This window comes from Microbacterium sp. Leaf179 (assembly GCF_001423785.1).
Classification (GTDB): Bacteria; Actinomycetota; Actinomycetes; order Actinomycetales; family Microbacteriaceae; genus Microbacterium.
Genome location: NZ_LMPH01000003.1, coordinates 36,418 through 53,740 on the forward strand (window position 1 = coordinate 36,418; position 17,323 = coordinate 53,740).

Below are 17,323 nucleotides of genomic sequence, written 5' to 3' on the forward strand. Positions count from 1 at the left end.
TGTCTGGCAGAATCGTCAGCAGTGTCAACGGCGACGCTGTGACTTCCGAGACCCGAAGGGGGATCGTCCATGGCAGCAGCTCCGACGAATTCGACCGCACCTCAGACAGGTGCGCACGCGGTGGTGGCCAGCGCGGTGGACCCCGCACGTCGCCCCGATGTCCTGCTTCGCGTTCGCCGCGACGAGGGGCACGAGATCAGCGCCTGGTGGATGGTCGGTGCCTTCGTGGGCGTCTCGGCTGCGGTGATCAGCCTGCTCAGCTGGGTTCCGGGCGGCTCCTGAGCTCGAGGCCCGGCGGGTCTCAGTCGTGACGATCCTCGGACAATCCGGCGCGTTCGCGCACGCCCCCCAGATCGGCCGAAACCACGATGCCGTTCGGTGACCCGAGGGACTCCGCTTCGTGCGGATCGGCCGCGCCGTCGGTCGTCGTGATGTCGTCGAGCTCGATCATCTCGGGCGCCGTCCACCGACGCGGGGTCGCGTCGAGCGCGGCGGGTGCGGCGACGGCGTCGAGCTTGGTCTCGTCGATACCCGGGAACTTGCGGGCCGTCACCAGGACGCGTGACTCGAGCGAGCCCGCGAACCTGTTGTAACTGTCGACGGTCTTCTCGATCGCTCGACGAAGGTCGTTGGCGTGCCCGGCCAGAACGCCGACTCGCTCGTACAGCTCGGTGCCGAGTGTGAAGAGGGTGCGCGCCTCGTCGGAGACGTCTTGCTGCGTCCACGTGAACGCGACGGTCTTGAGCACCGCCCACAGGTTGACGGGAGACGCGAGCGCCACGCGCCGGGTGAACGCATAGTCGAGCAGGGCCGGGTCTTCGTCGAGGGCCGAGGCGAGCAGCGATTCGCTCGGGAGGAAGCAGATGACGAACTCGGGGCTCGAGGCGAGACCTGCCCAGTAGGTCTTCTTCGCGAGCGCGTCGACGTGCGCCCGCACCGCCTTGGCATGGCGCGACAGCAGGCTCGCCCGGCGCGCGCCCTCGTCGCCCTGGGCGGTGACCGCGATGGCGCTGGCCTGCAGGTACGCCTCGAGGGGGACCTTGGCGTCGACGGCCAGCGCCTTTCCCCCGGGGAGGCGCACCACCATATCGGGGCGACCGGCGCCGGCGTCGCTGGACACCGCCGCCTGCAGATCGAAGTCGACGTACCGCGTGAGGCCCGCGGCCTCGACCACGCGCCGCAGCTGGGTCTCGCCCCACACCCCTCGGGTCGTTCCCGAGCGCATCGCCGAGGCCAGGGATTCGGTGGTCGCGCGCAGGGCTTCGTCGGCCTCGCGCGAGAGCCTCAGCTGCTCACCGAGCGCGGAGTACTGCTCGACGCGGTCGCGCTCGAGGCCGTCGACCTTGCGCTGCATCGCGTCGAGGGTCTCGCGCACCGGATCGAGTGCCCGCAGCACCGTCTGCTCGCGCCGCTCCCGCTCTTCGCGCGCCGCCTGGTCGGAGCGGGACTGACCGACGAGCTCGCGGTACAACGCGACCTGGTGATCGAGCTGCGCCTGCAGACCGGAGCGGGCGGTCTCGGCCGCCGCCACGCGGGCGCCGAGCGCCTGCCGCTCGACCGCACCCCGAGCCGCCGCGCGCGCCGAGGCGACGACCCACCCGCCGGCTACGCCGAGGGCGAGCGCGAGGATCACGAGAACGAGGGTGATGGCATCCATGGGGTCAGCATGCACCAGACCTCCGACATCGCCCGAGAGACGGGCCGGGAGGTCAGGCGACGGCGCGTTCGGCGGACTCGACGGGGATGCGCGAGATGCGCACGCCCAGGTGCGAGGCCAGGGCCTGCACATCGTCGGCCCCCGCGCGGCGGGCGCAGTCGATCGTGATCTCGGCGCACGCGACCGCGTCGGCCAGGGCATCGTGGTGCGCGAACGGCGAGCAGCCCGCCTCGGCGGCCACCAGCGGAAGACGGTACGAGTCGAGCGTGTAGGTCTTGCGCGACATCTGCACGCTGCACAAGTAGCGGTACGGCGGGCACTCGTCGCCGGTGGCGGCGCAGGCACGGCGCAGCACCGACATGTCGAACCCGGCGTTGTGGGCCACGAGCACGTCGGCCCCGGCGAAGGCGGTGAGGCGGGCGAGCTGGCTGCTCCAGTCGGCGGCGTGTGCGACGTCGGCGGCCTGGATGCCGTGGATGCCCACGTTGATCGGCGCGAAGTGGTCGTGTCCGCTCGGGGGCTTGATCAGCCACGCCGCGGTCGCGACGACCCGTCCGTTGCGCACCCGGGCGAGCCCCACGGCGCACGCGGAGGCGCCGCTGGAGTTCGCCGTCTCGAAGTCGATCGCGGTGAAATCCAAAGCCACGGGACCACCTTCACCGCGGGTCGACCTCGACGGCGGGAGGCGCGCCGGGAACCCCGCGTGTCGCCGGGACCGACGCCGCAACGACGCCCACGGTGGTGTCGGAGGGTCGGCGTAGGGTCGGGGCATGACCGATCGCGAGAAGTCGACGTCGTTCGGACAGGCGGCCTCCGCCTACGAATCCGGGCGTCCCGAGTACCCGTCCGACGCCGTGGCGTGGATGCTCGAGCCCGCGCGCGAACCGGGTCGTGCGCTGCGCGTCGCCGACGTGGGCGCCGGAACGGGCAAGCTCACCCGGACGATCGTGGAGCACGGTGCCGACGTGGTGGCGGTCGATCCGGATGCGGACATGCTCGCGACCCTGCGGCACAACGTCGGCGGGGTGCCCACGTTCGCCGGGACGGCCGAGGCCCTGCCTCTTCCCGACGGGGCCCTCGACGCCGTGGTCATGGGGCAGGCCTGGCACTGGGTCGACCCCGAAGAAGGGTCTCGCGAGATCGGCCGCGTGCTGCGCCGCGGGGGAGTGCTGGGCCTCGTCTGGAACATCCGCGACGAGAGCGTCGACTGGGTGCGTCGGTTGACCTCCGCCATGGGGGGGTCGAATGCCGAGGTCCTGCTCGCGACGACCGGACCCCGGGTGGCCGCGCCGTTCGGCGAGCTCGAGCACCACGAGTGGCGCTGGGAGCGCACGATCACCCTTCCGCAGCTGCGCGACCTCGTTCTCTCGCGCAGCGACATCATCACCGCCGACCCCGAGAAGCGCGCGCGTATCGACGCCGCGGTCGACGAGGTGGTGGCATCCGTTCCCGAACTCGCCGCCGGCGGCGCAGTCGCGCTGCCGTACGTCACCCACGCGTTCCGCGCGCGGCGGCCCTGATCGCTCGTGCACGGCGCAGGCGCCGGTCGTGAGGAGACGGCCTTGAGACGGGCAGCGCGCGCCCGCGTGGCACAGTGCGGGGCCGTGCGATCCGTCGCAGCCGGGTAATCTGGACTCCCGTGGCTCTTACCATCGGAATCGTCGGCCTTCCCAACGTCGGAAAGTCGACCCTCTTCAACGCTCTGACCAAGAACTCGGTGCTCGCCGCGAATTACCCGTTCGCGACCATCGAGCCCAACGTCGGGGTCGTCAACCTTCCCGATGTGCGACTGCAGCAGCTCGCCGACGTCTTCGGCAGCGAGCGCCTCGTGCCCGCCGCGGTGTCGTTCGTCGACATCGCCGGCATCGTGCGCGGCGCGAGCGAGGGCGAGGGGCTCGGCAACCAGTTCCTCGCGAACATCCGGGAAGCGGATGCCATCGCCCAGGTCGTCCGCGGATTCGCCGACGACGACGTGGTCCACGTCGACGGTGAGGTGAACCCCGCCGGTGACATGGAGACCATCAACGCCGAGCTCGCGCTCGCCGACCTCCAGACCCTCGAGAAGGCCATCACGCGCTACGAGAAAGAGGTCAAGGGCAAGAAGCTCGACCCCTCGGTGCTCGACGCGGCCAAGGCGGCCGAAGACGCACTCCAGCGCGGGGTGCTGCTCTCGGCATCCAAGATCGACCTCAGCCCCATCCGCGAACTGGGGCTGCTGACGGCAAAGCCCTTCATCTTCGTCTTCAACGTCGACGAGGCCGTGCTCACCGACCCGGCGCGCAAGGACGAGCTGGCCGCCCTGGTCGCCCCGGCGAAGGCCGTGTTCCTCGACGCCAAGATCGAGTCCGAGCTGATCGACCTCGACCCCGAGGATGCCGCGGAGCTGCTGGCCTCGACCGGTCAGGACGAGTCGGGTCTCGACCAGCTCGCGCGTATCGGCTTCGACACCCTCGGCCTGCAGACCTACCTCACCGCGGGTCCGAAAGAGGCCCGTGCCTGGACGATCCCGCAGGGCGCGAAGGCGCCGCAGGCGGCGGGTGTCATCCACACCGACTTCGAGAAGGGCTTCATCAAGGCCGAGGTCATCTCGTTCGCCGACCTCGTCGAGCTCGGCTCGGTCGCCGAGGCCCGCGCGAAGGGCAAGGCCCGCCTCGAGGGCAAGGATTATGTGATGCAGGACGGCGACGTGGTGGAGTTCCGCTTCAACAACTGAGGAGACCCCGAGCGTGGCCTCGCGTCGGGGTGGTGCACAACTCCCGCAATACCGAACCGGACGTGCCGCGTAGCGGCCGACGGACGCGATTCTGCAGGAGCCGTGATCTGCTCGCTGTCAGCGTGGATGTGGGCCGCGTATGGAGCGTGCGCCGTCGTTTTCGTGATGGTCGGCGAAGCTGCTGTGACCGTCGCACGGGTCGCGTGGACCCGTCTGTGTAGGCTGTCGACGACCCAGGGGGGGACACATGACCATCGAGGTCGACACGTCTGTCGTTCGAGGGGGCGCCGAGGCGTCTGGAGAGCTCGCGTCCGACGTCAATCGCGCGCTGGAGTACTTCGACTCCCATATCGACAAGTCGCAGTCGTGGGTGGCCGGCGAATTGATGAACTGGCTCCTCGCCGAGCACAGCTCATTCGCCGCGAGTGTCGAGTCGGGGCTGCTGCGCTCGAAATCGCTGATGGCCGCCACTCAGGGCGCGTTGAACGACGTCGCTCAGCGCTTCGACGAGAACGAGTACGACGCTCAGGTCACTGTCCGCGATCTGTTCGGAGACCTCGACCCGACGGCGGTGACGACGCCGATCGACGCGGACACGGCTCGTCAGACCCTCGCGTTCGACTCTCCCGTCGGCGCTCTCGTGGCACCCGAATCGTCCTTGGCCGACCCGGCATTTCAGGTCGTGTGGGGCATCCTCACCTGGCCCGACTATCTTTCGCTGTCCTTCTTGACTCGTAAGCTCATCAATGGCGCTATTCAGCTGGTTCAGCCGGGATGGACTGGCGGCCAGGATGTCTTCGAGTTCCTCGCGCAGAAGCTCAGCGGTGATTGGGACAAGGTTGCACTCGCGGGCAGCGCCTTCGGTCACGTAGGGGATTTCTTCGACGAACTCGCCGGGACTGTTCACAACCTCGCCGTGGGGGTTTTCGCCTCCTGGACGAGCGGGGAAGGTGCGGACCAGGCGGGCGAGTACTTCGCCGAGCTCGTCGCTGCGTTCGCGGCCCAGCCCGATGTGTACAGCGACCTCGAGACGAAGTACACCAACGCCGCGTGGGCCGCCTACGGGGCATGTCAGGCCATGCTCTCGGCGCTCGACGCGCTCGTCGATGCGATCATCGCCGCGGCGATGGGAGTGTCTTCGGTCGCTGAGGCGGTCGCCGCGCTCTTCACCCTCGGGGGAATGGCGCCCGCCGCCATCGTCACAGCGGTCATCGCTGCGGTGCAGGCGTTCTCTTCGGCCTGGGGCGTGATGATGACCGCGACGTCGACGGCCATCGCGGCCGGAGCGGTCATAGGCTCCGCAACCACCACCATCGAGTTCGTTTCGATCCCGGAGGCCTGACATGGACCGACCCGACGTGTCCGCTGCGCTGTTGCGCACCACGGGTGACGACTTCGCCCTGAACCTGAAGACGAGGCTCTTGGAACTCGCCGCCACGACGGACGACGAGGCTTACGCCAGCCGCTTGCGCCTCGTCGCGAGCGGAAAGCGACCGCTGCGTACCTTGCTGGCGGACCCGCAGTGGCGCGAGGCTTTCGGGTCTCAGATGCAGGTTCTCGCGGAGCCGCCGGCGCTCGATGAGCAGCAACGCCGGGCACTCGACGACGCTGTGGACAGGGCGCGGCTACAAGCGGCACCCGTGTCGGAGGAGCAGGCGGCGTCCGACGCCGCCGATGTCATGCGTCGGGCGACCCTCGCGGCGGACTCCATTCGCGAGGAGGAGCTCAACGGCTGGACCTACGTGCACGACTCAGACGGTGGGAGCGACGCATCCGCTGAGGAGGATCGATGACCTCCGACGCGACCGTGGTCGTGCGGTACGACGAGGCCGACAGAACGGCCGTCGAGCAGACCCTCCGCAAGCTCGTGCGCACGCAGGGCACCCTGATGCTGATCCTCGGGACGTTGCTCGGAGTACTGGTGCTGGTGCCGTTCATCGCCGCGGCGCGTGCCGGCGTCGACGTCTCCTTCTTCCTCGTCGTGGGTGCGCTCCTCGTCGTTCCCCTCGTGCTGATCGTGCTGGGAGCACGGCAGCTGCGGCGGCGTCCGCGCCTGCCCGAGGTCGCCGTCACGATCACCCCCACCTCCGTGTTGTTTCCGGCCATCGAGCGGCCGTCGGCGCTGGCGCCTCGCCTTCGTGCGGAGGAGTGGCCGCGAGAGGGGACGAGCGTCGAGGTGTTCCGTGCGTCCGGTCTACAGAAGGCGCGCGTCGAGTTCACCCTTCACGACGGAGGCAAACGACGTCGCCGTTCGATCGCGGCCGACTCCCTCGATGTCGATGCCCGTGTCATCGAGGACGCGCTCAGAGGGCCGCATACTGCCTAGACACGCGCCGCCCTGTGCTCGGGGTTCGTCGGGGCCCCCACCCTCGACACCGCGGTCACACCAAGAGCAGCCGGACTCGACTCCCTCGGGGCGCGACCTCAGACGGGGACGACCGCGGCCGCGGACCCCGGATGCCGGAAGCCCCGGCCCCTCAGCCCAGGTCGCCCGGGTGGGTCAGCCGCCACCAGAGCGTGGGCTCCTCGATGGTGCCGGAGATCTTCACGTCAGCGCTCGCCGTGTTCGGGCCGGCGGTCCAGGTGACGGTGCCGACGACCTCGCCGTCGGCGTAGCTGCGCGGAGCGACGGTGACGAGCGAGGCGGCGACGGGGGTGTCCGACCAGGTGCGCAATGCGGCGTTCTTCGCGAGCACGATGGTGGCCGTGGACCCCCACGGCGTGGTGATCGTGCCGACCTCATCGCCCAACCGGCCGACGGAGACATCGTGGAACCCGTCTTCGATGCTCTGCAGCAGCGCGCGCACGTCGGCGTCGGTGCTGTCGTGCGTGGCCCCGCCCATGCGCACTCCCGTGATCTTCAACGGTCCACTGACGCCCACGTCGAGGGTCGACGTGAACAGCAGGTTGAACAGGCCGTCGCCGAGGTTGCCGGTCTTCAGCCCGTTGACGCCGAGCGTTCCGAGCAGGTCGTTGGTGTTCGTGACCGTTCCCGGACCGACGACGCTGATCGAGCGGGTGGCGGTGAGGGTCGCGATCACCGGATCGGCGGCGGCGAGGCGGCCCAGGGCGACGAGGTCACCGGGCGTGCTGCTGTTGCGTTCGTCGACGCCCGTGGCATCCACGATCCGGGTGTCGTTCAGCCCTTTCGCGCTCAGCCACGACCGGGCCGCCTGCACGAAAGCGCCCTCCGAGCCGAAGCCCCAGCGGGCCAGGGCGACGGCGTAGTTGCTCGCGGACGGCAGCAGCATCGTCGCCATCGCGTCGCGCTGCGACATCGACGTGCCATCGGGCATGCGGGCGATCGTGACGCCCTGCAGGTAGAACTGGTCGTAGAGATCGGTGTCGGCCTCGGTGAACGAGATGGTCGGTCCGGGGTCGTTCGGCCCGTCGAGCGGGTGCGCATCGAGCACGACCATCGCCGTGATGAGCTTCGTGACGCTCGCGAGGGGCCGCGGATCGTTGCCGCCCGACGAGGCGAAGGCGCCGGCGGCATCGGGCCCGAGGTAGTCCTCTCCGCCCGCCACGCTCACGAGCATGGCCCCCTCGGCGGGAAGGGCGATCGTCGCGGGCGCGCCGGGCGCGACGGCGGATGCCTCCGAGGTGACGGTCGGTGCGGGGAGGGCGGCGGAGGACGCCCACCACACGTATCCGCCGCCGCCGGCGAGCACCATCAGAACCACGACGAGGAAGGTGACCAGGGCGATCCGACCGGCTCGTCCACTCCCGCGCTGCGCGCCGGGCGACTCGTCGAGAAGGTCGACGAGGTCGTCGAGCGTTCCCGGGCCGGACGACGCGCTCACGGCGCAACCTGGATCGACGGGATGAGGCGAGGGTCAGGGCGCACGCTTCGAACCTATCCCGGTCGGCTTGCTCAGGTCGCGACGAATTTCAAGCCCCCCCGAGCCCAAAAGGACGGCCATCTACCGTGATGGCAACGGGAATTACCCGCATACCTAATGGGAGGAGCCGACATGGGACTCGACGACAAGATCAAGAACGCCGCAGAGGACATCACCGGCAAGGCCAAGGAAGCTTTCGGTAAGGCGACCGACAACGAGCGCCTCGAAGCCGAGGGCCAGGCCGATCAGAGCAAGGCCAACGTCAAGAAGGCCGGCGAAAACGTCAAGGACGCCTTCAAGTAAGTCGCCCTCCCCGAATGCCCCGGTCCCGCGCGGATCGGGGCATTCGTCGTTCCGCGGTGCGGGAGTCGACGCGGCGGGCCGGGATAATGACGGGATGACCGATGCCGCTCCCACCGAGACCCCCACCGTCGTCTCGGGCACCCCCGTCGTCCTGCGCGCCCACGGCTACGAGGCCGCGATCGCCAGTGTCGGCGCCTCGCTGCGCTCCCTGACCCACGAGGGGCGCGATCTCGTCGTGCCGTTCGACGCCGACGAGTTGCGCCCCGCCTACCGCGGGACGACCCTCGCCCCGTGGCCGAACCGGATCGTCGACGGAATTCATCGCTTCGGAGGAGCCGAGCACCAGCTCGCCCTCACCGAACCCGATCGCGGTCACGCCCTGCACGGCCTGTTGTCGTGGGTCAGCTGGAACGTCTCGGATGCCACCGCCGACGCCGTCACGCTGACGGCGGCCGTGCCGGCGCAGGCCGGGTACCCGTGGTGGCTCGTCGTCTCGACCACCTACCGCCTCGGCGCCGACGGCCTGACCCAGACCGTGCGCGCCACGAACCTCGCCGACACCCCGGCGCCGTGGGGGACCGGTCCCCACCCCTACCTCGTCGCCGGCTCCGCGCCGCTGGACGCCTGGACCCTGGGACTGCCGGCCGACACCGTGCTCGAGGTGACGCCGGACCGACTCGCACCCGTGGCGCTGGCATCCGTCGCCGTCGATGCCGAGCGCTTCGACTTCCGCGTGCCCCGCGTGCTCGGCGCGGTCGAGATCGACCACGCGTACACCGACCTGGTGCGTGATGCCGGTTCACGGGCGACGGTGACCCTCACCGATCCGTCGGGCACGGGAGTGGCCATGAGCTGGGACGCCGCGTGCGCCTGGGTGCAGATCCACACCGCCGACCTGCCTGCCGGCCCCGGAACGCCCGGGCACCGCGCGGGACTCGCAGTGGAGCCCATGACCTGCGCGCCCGACGCGTTCAACGACGACGCCTACGACTTCGACACCGGGGTGGTCGCCCTCGCCCCGGGAGCGTCGCACGAGGCGAGCTGGACGATCTCGGCGCTCTGACGCACGACCGCCCCGTCGCGGAAGCGGCGGGGCGGTTCGTTTTCTGCGAGCGTCAGACGACCTGGGCTCCGCACATTCCGCAGTCGCCGCCGACGGACACCTCGACGAAGCAGTCGGGGCACATCGTGCGCACGGGCCGGTCGGTGATCGGCGTGGGCTTGGAGCTGGGCGTGCGGCGTTCGGCACGAGGAGCGGCCGCGCGGGTGCGCTTCAGCTCGACGGGCGCCGGGGGCGGGGGAGCAGCGGCCGGCGTGTGCTCCTCGCAGTAGAAGCGGACGAATCCGTCGTGGTGCTTGGGGTGGCGGTGCTTGACGGCCCACAGCTCGGTGCGCTCGTACAGGCGGCCGTCGGTTCCACAGGCGACGCAGCGGGTGGCGTCGCCGGGGACGACGTCGGCGACGAGGACAGGGGCGTCGAAGCGGATGGCATCCCGCCAGTCCTGCGACGAAACGATCTTCATGGGGGACCCTTCTTTCGGCGGTTCGGGCCGCCTCACCCTCAACGGTACGCTCCTCCCCACCCGGCCGGCGACGGGATTCGTGCGCAGAAGGGGTGGACACCGCCTGCGGCCCCCCGGATAGGTTGGAGACAATTCCCCCGCGTCGGTCTTTCGGCGCCTGTCGAAGGAGAAGCATGGAACTCGCCGCATTGGGAGCCGTCGGAGTCATCGTCGCCATCGTCGTGGTGGTGGCGGTCGTCGTCCTCCTGGTCCTCTCGCTCATCATCCGCGGCTGGTACCGCGTCGCCAAGGCCGACGAAGCCCTGGTCATCGTCGGTAAGCGCCAGAAGAGCTCTGACGGCAACTCGTCGCGGATCACCGTCATCACCGGCGGTGGCGCGATCGTCAACCCGCTCACCCAGCGCGGCGAGATGATCTCGCTCCGTGCCCGCCAGATCAAGATGGAGCCCACGGCGCAGTCCTCGACGGGCGTCACCGTGAACGTCAGCGGTGTCGCGCTGGTGAAGATCGGCTCCGACCCCGAATCCGTGCGTCGTGCGGCCGAGCGCTTCGCCTCGCAGGACAAGGCGATCGAGCAGTTCACCACCGAGCAGCTCGAGGGTGCGCTGCGCGGAGTGGTCGCGACCCTGACCGTCGAAGAGCTCATGCGGGACCGCCAGCGACTGTCGGACCAGATCGCCGAAGGCATCAAGCAGGACCTCTCGTCGCAGGGGCTCATCCTCGACTCGTTCCAGATCCAGGGCATCACCGACCTGAACGGCTACATCTCGGCGCTCGGTGCCACCGAGGTCGAGCGCGTCAAGCGAGAGGCCGAGGTCGCCCGCATCAACGCCGTGCGCGAGATCCGCGCGCGCCAGATCGCCACCGACGAGGCCAACCTGATCGAGCAGACCGCGCTCGACAAGAACAGTGCCGCGGCCAAGGCCGAGGTCGGCCGTGCCAACGCCGAGGCCGAGCAGGCCGAGGCCCTCGCGCGCGCCGAACGCCGCCAGGCCGTGCTCGAGCAGGAGGCGCAGAACACCGAGGCGCGCCTGGAGTCCGAGGTCAACCGCGTCGCCGACGCCGACCTGTACCAGCGTCAGAAGAACGCCGACGCCGACTCGTACGCGCAGATCAAGGCCGCGCAGGCTCGCGCGCAGATCGCCGAGCAAGAGGCCGCGGCCGTGCGCGTGCGCGCCGAGGCCGACGCGCAGTCGGTGCGCCTGGCCGGTGAGGCCCGCGCCGAGGCGATCCGCGCCGAGGCCGAGGCCCTGGCGCACAACCAGGAGGCTCTGCTGGCGCAGCGTGCCCTCGAGGCGCTCGTGCCGATGATGACCGAGTTCGCGAAGGGGTTCGATCGCGTCGGCTCCATCACGGTGCTCGGCGGAGAGGGTGCCAGCGGACACCTCGCTGCGGAATCGGCGACGGGCCTGCGCTCGTCGTTCGAGGCCGTGCGCGCGGCGACCGGCATCGACCTGACGCAGATCATCCAGGGCCGTGCGCTGGCCGACGCGTTCGCGAACGCGCAGCACCCGACCACCGCTGCCGCTGCTCCCGCCCCGGCGACGACGCCCACGGCCCCCGAGCCCGGGGCCTGAGCGCGGGGTCTTTCCATGCCCGAAGCCCCCGAAGTCGAGGCGCTCACGCTGTTCCTGCGTGAGCGCCTCGGCGGGCACGTGGTGCGCGACGTCGAGCTCGTCGAGGGGCGTGCGCTCAAGACACGGCCGCGGCCGCTCGACGAGCTCGTGGGGCGCACCGTGACCGGGGTGACCCGGCACGGCAAGCACCTCGACCTCGACTTCGACGGCGTGCACCTCGGCGTGGGCTTCGGTCGGGCCGGGTGGGCGACGTGGACGGACGCGGGCGCGGAGTCCGACGCCGAGCCCGGCTCCGGTTCGGTGGATGCCGTCGCACCGGCGGCGGTGATCGCGCGCCTCGTGCTCGACGACGGCATCCTGGGGATCACCGACGCGGGGGACTGGCTTTCGGTGCAGTTGCATGTCGTCGATGCGGCGAACGAGGTTCCGTCGGTCGCGAAGCTCGGACCCGATGCCATCGACCCCGCGTTCTCACGCGAGGCGCTGGCGCACGCTCTCGGCGGACGGCGCAAACAGCTCAAAGCGCTGCTGCAGGAGCAGGAGTCGCTCGCCGGCATCGGCAACGCGTACTCCGACGAGATCCTCTTCGCCGCCCGGCTGTCGCCCGTCGCGCACGCGTCGAGCCTCTCGAGCGACGACGTCTCGCGGTTTCACGCGGCGCTGCACGACACGCTGACCGCCGCCGTGCTGGCGCGGCGGGGCGTCCCCATCGCCCAGCAGAAGGCCGCCAAGGTGGCGGCCATGGCGGTGCACGGGCGCACGGGCGAGCCCTGCCCCGACTGCGGCGGTGTGATCGAGGACATTCCCGGGACGAAGGGCGGCGGGCAGTACTGCCCGCCGTGCCAGGTGCTGCCGGGCTGATCGGCCGCTCGCCTCGTGCGGGGGTCGCGTCGGGTGGTCGCGGGACCGAGGAGTGTCCGTGGGAAACCAGTCGGACCATCGCCCCGCCAACGCCCGCTCGGCCGAAACGACGACGGCCCCGAGCCGAAGCCCCGGGGCCGTTGCCGACGAAGACGCTCAGGCCGTCTGGCCGGAGTGCTTCCCCTCGGCGACCTCTTCGACGAGCTTCGCATTGAACGCGGGCAGGTCGTCGGGGTTGCGGCTCGAGACGAGCCCCTGGTCGACGTGCACTTCCTCGTCGACCCATGTGGCTCCGGCGTTTCGCAGGTCGGTCTTCAAGGTCGGGTAGCTGGTGAGGGTGCGGCCCTTCAGCACGTCGGCCTCGGTGAGGATCCAACCCCCGTGGCAGATGACGGCGACCGGCTTGTGCTGGTCGAAGAAATCGCGCGTGAAGGACACGGCATCCTGGACGATGCGGATGTCGTCGGCGTTCTGCACGCCGCCGGGAAGCACGAGGGCATCGAAGTCTGCGGCCGAGGCCGAGCCCACGGCGAGGTCGACGGGCTGCTGGTGCCCCTTCTCGCCGGTGATGCTGCCGTCGGCGGGCGAGACGAGCACGGCTTCGGCGCCCGCGGAGGTGACGGCCTCCCACGGGCTCGTAAGCTCGCTGTCTTCGAATCCGTCGGTGAGCAGGAAGGCGATGCGCTTGCCGGTGAGATCGGTCATGGTGCGACTCTCTCTTTCTCGATTAGGAACGCCTTCCACGCTAGAAACCGCCGCGCGGACGGGGGCGGGGGTTGCGGATGCCGCGCCCCGGCGTTAGCGGTGACGTGCGTCGATCGCCCGGTTGCGTCGGCGGCCCGCCGAGTCCTGCGCGGGCGTAGCATGGAGCGCATGTCCGCTGACACCACGTCTGAGACGACTTCTGCATCGAAGCCGCTGATCACGCTTCTGAACGCTCCCGTCGAAGAGAAGGACGTCTCTCGCCCTGCGGCGTCGCAGTGCTGCGGCGGCGGTTCCTGCTCGCTCTGAGCCTGCACCCCCGGCGCGCCCGGCCCGTCGTGGTCATGTCGTCCGGCGCACCGTGATCTGACCTACGCCCCGGGACGTGCGTCCCGGCGCTGCCGTCGTTGCGCCTCGCCGCGCGTCATCACCGCCGTCCGCGATCGGCGTCGCGCCCCTCAGTGCGCGATCGGCGCCGCGCCCTCGGGCTGATCGGCGGGCTTGCGAATGAGGAACGCTCCCACGATCAGGGGCACCGAGATGATCGCGGCAACGAGGAACGCGGCCCGCGTTCCCGCAGCTCCGGCCTCGAGGCCCCCGCCCGCCGCGGCCGAGACCGACGACATCAGCGTGACCAGGAGAGCGATACCGGCGGCGCCGGCGACCTGCTGCACGGTCCCCACGACGGCGGAGCCGTACGAGTAGAACCGGGGTTCGAGCGAACCGAGGGATGCCGTGAACAGCGGCGTGAACGAAAGCGCGAGACCGATCATCATGACGGTCTGCACCGCGATGAGCAGGGCGAACGGGGTGTCGGTGCCGACGGTGGTGTAGAACCACAGCGAGCCGCTCGTGATCACGGCGCCCGGCACGAGCAGCACCTGGGTGCCGAAGCGGTCGTAGATGCGTCCGATCACGGGACCCGCGAGGCCCATCGCAAGCGAGCCGGGCAGCACGGCCAAGCCCGTCTCGAGGGGGGTCTTCTCGAGCACCGTCTGCAGGTACAGGGGCAGCAGGGTGATCGCGCCGAAGAACGCCATCGACATCACGCCGAGCTGCGCCACCGAGAGGGTGAAGTTGCGGGAGCGGAACACGCGCAGGTCGAGCAGGGCGCTGTCGCTGCGCTGGAGCCGTGTCTGACGCCAGACGAAGAGGCCCAGTCCGATCACACCCACCGCGAGCGAGGCGACGAGGGTCACGAGCGAGGTCGACGCGGCATCCGGGTCGGAACCGTGGCCGCCGCCGATCTGGCTGAGGCCGAACACGAGGCCGCCGAAACCGAGCGCCGAGAGGACCACCGACGGGATGTCGATGGGGGCGTTGCGGGTCTCGCCGAGGTTGTGGATCCAGCGGGCGCCCACGAAGAGGGCGACCAGGGCGATGGGCAGCACGATGCCGAAGATCCAGTGCCACCCGAGCGACTGCAGCACGAGCCCCGACATGGTCGGGCCGATCGCGGGGGCGAGCGCCATGACGATGCTGACGCGCCCCATCATGCGACCGCGCTGCTGCGGCGGCACGATCGTCATGATCGTCGTCATCAGCAACGGCATCATGATGGCGGTCCCCGAGGCCTGGATGACGCGGGCGACGACGAGAACCTCGAACCCGGGGGCGAGGAAGGCCACGAGCGTGCCGGTCGAGAACAGCGACATCGCCGCGATGAAGACCTGACGCGTGGTGAAGCGCTGCAGCAGGAAGCCCGTGATCGGGATGACGACGGCCATCGTCAGCATGAACGCGGTGGTCAGCCACTGCGCGGCGACGGCCGTGATGCCCAGGTCGCGGATGAGGAACGGGATCGCGACGTTCATCGTCGTCTCGTTGAGGATCGCGACGAACGCGGCGGTGAGCAGCAGCCAGATGACGCGGCTCTGCTCGGTGGTCACGCCCGAGGCGGTGGCGGGCGGGGAAGCGACGGGGGTGCCGGTGGCAGCCATGACGAGGTCCTTTTCGTGCGGGGGGCTTCGTGGCGCCGGAGAGGCGACGTGCCTCACACCGAACGGCGGCGGCCGGCGGGATATTCCGACGTCGAGAGAAATTCGCCGGGACGATGTCGGGGAAGCGCGGGTCGGGGTCTCGCGGCCGCCCTCCGCGGTGCCCGGGCGGGAGCCGGTGTCGGCGGTCGGACGTAGGCTGGCCCGCATGACCCCGGGTGGAGTAGGCGGAAGCATGTTCCGCGGCGTGGACGCCGCCGAACAGCGCCGACGCAACTCCCAGGCACCGCGCGTCGCGAACCTCGGACGACGGGTCGTCGACCTGTTCCGGCCCTATCGCGGTCGCATCGTCATGACGGCGGTGCTCGTGGTGGTGGGGGCCGCGATCGCGGTCATTCCGCCGCTGCTGGTGCAGCGCATCTTCGACGACGCGCTCTTCCCGATCGACGGGTCGCGCCCCGATCTGCAGCTGCTCGCCGTGCTGGTCAGCATCATGATGGTGCTGTTCCTGGTGTCGGCGGGCCTGAACGTGGGGCAGACGTGGCTCACGGCGACCGTGGGCAACCGCGTGACGGGCGATCTGCGCACGCGCCTGTTCGATCACCTGCAGTCGATGGAGCTCGGGTTCTTCACCCGCACGAAGACGGGCGTCATCCAGTCGCGTCTGCAGAACGACGTCGGCGGCGTGTCGGGCGTGCTGACCAACACGGTCACCAGCATCCTCGGCAACGCGGTGACGGTGATCGCCTCTCTCGTGGCGATGATCCTCATCGATTGGCGGCTGACCCTCATCGCCGTCGCCCTCATGCCGTTCCTCATCTTCGTGCAGCGCCGGGTGGGGCAGGTGCGCGCGCGCATCGCGGGCGAGACGCAGGAGTCCCTGTCGGAGCTCTCGGCGATCACTCAAGAGACGTTGAGCGTGTCCGGCATCCTGCTGTCGAAGTCGTTCAACCGCCAGCGCACCGAGTCGGCGCGCTTCGACGCCGAGAACGACAACCAGGTGCACCTGCAGGTGCGGCGCGCGATGAGCGGCCAGGGCTTCTTCGCGGTGGTCCAGGTCATCATGTCGAGCGTCCCCGCCGTGATCTACCTCGTCGCGGGGTATCTCATCGCCGGTGGCGCGGGTGCCATCACCGCCGGCACCATCGTGGCCTTCACGACCGTGCAGGCGCGGCTGCTCATGCCGCTGATGGGGCTCATGCGCGTGGCGCTCGACGTGCAGACCTCGTCGGCGCTGTTCGCCCGCATCTTCGAGTACCTCGACCTGCGGCCGGCCATCGTCGACGTTCCCGACGCCCTGCCGGTCTCGGCCGCACCCGGTCCGGTCGGGCGGGTCGAGTTCCGCGACGTGGAGTTCCGCTACCCCGACGCACCCGCGAACGCGCGGCCCACGCTCGACGGGGTCTCGTTCACCGTCGAACCCGGGCAGCACGTGGCGTTCGTGGGGCCCTCGGGTGCGGGCAAGACGACGATCCTGTACCTGACGCCGCGCATGTACGAAGCGTCGGGCGGGGCGGTGCTGTTCTCGGGAGCCGACGTGCGCGACCTCGATCGGGCCTCGATCGTCGACGAGATCGGCATCGTGTCGCAAGAGACGTACCTGTTCCACGCGACGGTGCGCGAGAACCTGCGCTACGCCCGCCCCGAGGCCTCCGACGACGAGATCGAAGCCGCCTGCCGCGCCGCGAACATCCATCACGTCATCGCGGGCTTCGAAGCCGGATACGACACCGTCGTCGGCGAGCGCGGATACCGCCTCTCGGGCGGAGAGAAGCAGCGCATCGCGATCGCGCGCGTGCTGCTCAAAGACCCTCCCGTGCTGCTGCTCGACGAGGCGACGAGTGCTCTCGACACCGTGTCGGAGCGCATCGTTCAAGAGGCCCTCGAGACCGCGTCGCACGGGCGCACGACGCTGTCGATCGCGCACCGCCTGTCGACGGTCATCAGCGCCGATCGGATCCACGTCGTCGACGCGGGTCGCATCGTGGAGTCGGGTACCCACTCCGAACTGCTCGCCGCGGGCGGGCTGTACTCCAGCCTCGCTGCCGAGCAGCTCGCCGCCTCGTTCGTCCTCGCGGACGAGCAGCTCGACGCGGCGGGCCTCGCCCGCGCGGCACTGCCCTCCCGCCGGGCGGATGAACCGCCGGAGTGAACGACCGTCGTCGCGGGTCGGGATCGGCCGCAGCGATGAGTGAAGTGACGCCCGAC

18 protein-coding genes are annotated in these 17,323 nt (G+C 70.1%); 12 read left to right on the forward strand and 6 right to left on the reverse strand.

Annotation, left to right across the window (positions count from 1 at the left end):
- Window positions 1–69: 69 nt before the first annotated feature.
- Window positions 70–282, forward strand: a complete 213-nt coding sequence (locus tag ASF96_RS11695) for a hypothetical protein (RefSeq protein ID WP_055836109.1) — start codon at window positions 70–72, stop codon at window positions 280–282.
- A gap of 19 nt (window positions 283–301) precedes the next feature.
- On the opposite strand, the gene ASF96_RS11700 is transcribed toward ASF96_RS11695, so the two are convergent.
- Both ASF96_RS11700 and ASF96_RS11705 read right to left on the reverse strand, forming a co-directional pair.
- Window positions 302–1,657: a DNA recombination protein RmuC gene (locus ASF96_RS11700; RefSeq protein WP_055939556.1), complete on the reverse strand. Its 1,356-nt coding sequence runs from the start codon at window positions 1,655–1,657 to the stop codon at window positions 302–304.
- Between the two features lie 52 nt (window positions 1,658–1,709).
- The gene (locus ASF96_RS11705; protein WP_055836117.1) at window positions 1,710–2,303 is read right to left on the reverse strand and encodes a 3'-5' exonuclease; all 594 of its coding nucleotides are present in this window, start codon (window positions 2,301–2,303) and stop codon (window positions 1,710–1,712) included.
- 124 nt (window positions 2,304–2,427) lie between these two features.
- Here ASF96_RS11705 and ASF96_RS11710 point away from each other — a divergent pair, with 124 nt between their 5' ends.
- The 5 genes from ASF96_RS11710 to ASF96_RS11730 all read left to right on the forward strand — a co-directional run bounded on the left by ASF96_RS11710 (window position 2,428) and on the right by ASF96_RS11730 (window position 6,696).
- Window positions 2,428–3,177 carry a class I SAM-dependent methyltransferase gene (locus tag ASF96_RS11710; protein ID WP_055939559.1) on the forward strand — a complete coding sequence of 250 codons (750 nt, stop codon included), beginning with the start codon at window positions 2,428–2,430 and terminating at the stop codon, window positions 3,175–3,177.
- A 119-nt stretch (window positions 3,178–3,296) separates the two neighbouring features.
- Window positions 3,297–4,370: a redox-regulated ATPase YchF gene (gene ychF / locus ASF96_RS11715; RefSeq protein ID WP_055939562.1), complete on the forward strand. Its 1,074-nt coding sequence runs from the start codon at window positions 3,297–3,299 to the stop codon at window positions 4,368–4,370.
- Window positions 4,371–4,617: 247 nt separating this feature from the next.
- Window positions 4,618–5,712: a hypothetical protein gene (locus ASF96_RS11720; RefSeq protein WP_055939566.1), complete on the forward strand. Its 1,095-nt coding sequence runs from the start codon at window positions 4,618–4,620 to the stop codon at window positions 5,710–5,712.
- Between the two features lies 1 nt (window position 5,713).
- Window positions 5,714–6,163 (forward strand): hypothetical protein, encoded by a 450-nt coding sequence (locus ASF96_RS11725; RefSeq protein ID WP_055939569.1) that lies wholly within the window; start codon window positions 5,714–5,716, stop codon window positions 6,161–6,163.
- Entirely contained in the window at window positions 6,160–6,696 is a 537-nt protein-coding gene (locus ASF96_RS11730) for a hypothetical protein (protein ID WP_055939571.1), read from the forward strand. The genes ASF96_RS11725 and ASF96_RS11730 overlap by 4 nt, the downstream gene beginning before the upstream one ends.
- 151 nt (window positions 6,697–6,847) lie before the next feature.
- Here the strand turns inward: ASF96_RS11730 and ASF96_RS11735 are convergent, their stop codons facing one another.
- The gene (locus ASF96_RS11735) at window positions 6,848–8,173 is read right to left on the reverse strand and encodes a D-alanyl-D-alanine carboxypeptidase (protein ID WP_235560601.1); all 1,326 of its coding nucleotides are present in this window, start codon (window positions 8,171–8,173) and stop codon (window positions 6,848–6,850) included.
- A 171-nt stretch (window positions 8,174–8,344) separates the two neighbouring features.
- Here ASF96_RS11735 and ASF96_RS11740 point away from each other — a divergent pair, with 171 nt between their 5' ends.
- The gene (locus ASF96_RS11740; RefSeq protein ID WP_055836137.1) at window positions 8,345–8,515 is read left to right on the forward strand and encodes a CsbD family protein; all 171 of its coding nucleotides are present in this window, start codon (window positions 8,345–8,347) and stop codon (window positions 8,513–8,515) included.
- A gap of 94 nt (window positions 8,516–8,609) precedes the next feature.
- Window positions 8,610–9,578 (forward strand): aldose 1-epimerase family protein, encoded by a 969-nt coding sequence (locus ASF96_RS11745; protein ID WP_055939574.1) that lies wholly within the window; start codon window positions 8,610–8,612, stop codon window positions 9,576–9,578.
- A gap of 52 nt (window positions 9,579–9,630) precedes the next feature.
- On the opposite strand, the gene ASF96_RS11750 is transcribed toward ASF96_RS11745, so the two are convergent.
- A complete protein-coding gene (locus ASF96_RS11750; protein ID WP_055836143.1) occupies window positions 9,631–10,038 on the reverse strand; it encodes a hypothetical protein in 408 nt (135 codons plus the stop codon).
- Window positions 10,039–10,211: 173 nt separating this feature from the next.
- On the opposite strand from ASF96_RS11750, the gene ASF96_RS11755 reads away from it, so the two are divergent.
- Together ASF96_RS11755 and ASF96_RS11760 are read left to right on the forward strand one after the other, a co-directional pair.
- A complete protein-coding gene (locus tag ASF96_RS11755) occupies window positions 10,212–11,615 on the forward strand; it encodes a flotillin family protein (protein ID WP_055939577.1) in 1,404 nt (467 codons plus the stop codon).
- Between the two features lie 15 nt (window positions 11,616–11,630).
- Window positions 11,631–12,476, forward strand: coding sequence for a DNA-formamidopyrimidine glycosylase family protein (locus tag ASF96_RS11760; RefSeq protein ID WP_055939580.1), 846 nt, complete (start codon window positions 11,631–11,633; stop codon window positions 12,474–12,476).
- Window positions 12,477–12,632: 156 nt separating this feature from the next.
- Here ASF96_RS11760 and ASF96_RS11765 read toward each other — a convergent pair whose 3' ends face one another.
- Window positions 12,633–13,181 carry a type 1 glutamine amidotransferase domain-containing protein gene (locus ASF96_RS11765; protein ID WP_055836152.1) on the reverse strand — a complete coding sequence of 183 codons (549 nt, stop codon included), beginning with the start codon at window positions 13,179–13,181 and terminating at the stop codon, window positions 12,633–12,635.
- 168 nt (window positions 13,182–13,349) lie between these two features.
- Here ASF96_RS11765 and ASF96_RS17010 point away from each other — a divergent pair, with 168 nt between their 5' ends.
- Window positions 13,350–13,487, forward strand: coding sequence for a hypothetical protein (locus ASF96_RS17010; RefSeq protein ID WP_156458854.1), 138 nt, complete (start codon window positions 13,350–13,352; stop codon window positions 13,485–13,487).
- A 149-nt stretch (window positions 13,488–13,636) separates the two neighbouring features.
- On the opposite strand, the gene ASF96_RS11770 is transcribed toward ASF96_RS17010, so the two are convergent.
- Window positions 13,637–15,118, reverse strand: a complete 1,482-nt coding sequence (locus ASF96_RS11770) for an MDR family MFS transporter (protein ID WP_055939583.1) — start codon at window positions 15,116–15,118, stop codon at window positions 13,637–13,639.
- A gap of 232 nt (window positions 15,119–15,350) precedes the next feature.
- On the opposite strand from ASF96_RS11770, the gene ASF96_RS11775 reads away from it, so the two are divergent.
- Window positions 15,351–17,267 carry an ABC transporter ATP-binding protein gene (locus ASF96_RS11775; RefSeq protein ID WP_442922511.1) on the forward strand — a complete coding sequence of 639 codons (1,917 nt, stop codon included), beginning with the start codon at window positions 15,351–15,353 and terminating at the stop codon, window positions 17,265–17,267.
- Window positions 17,268–17,323 lie beyond the last annotated feature (56 nt).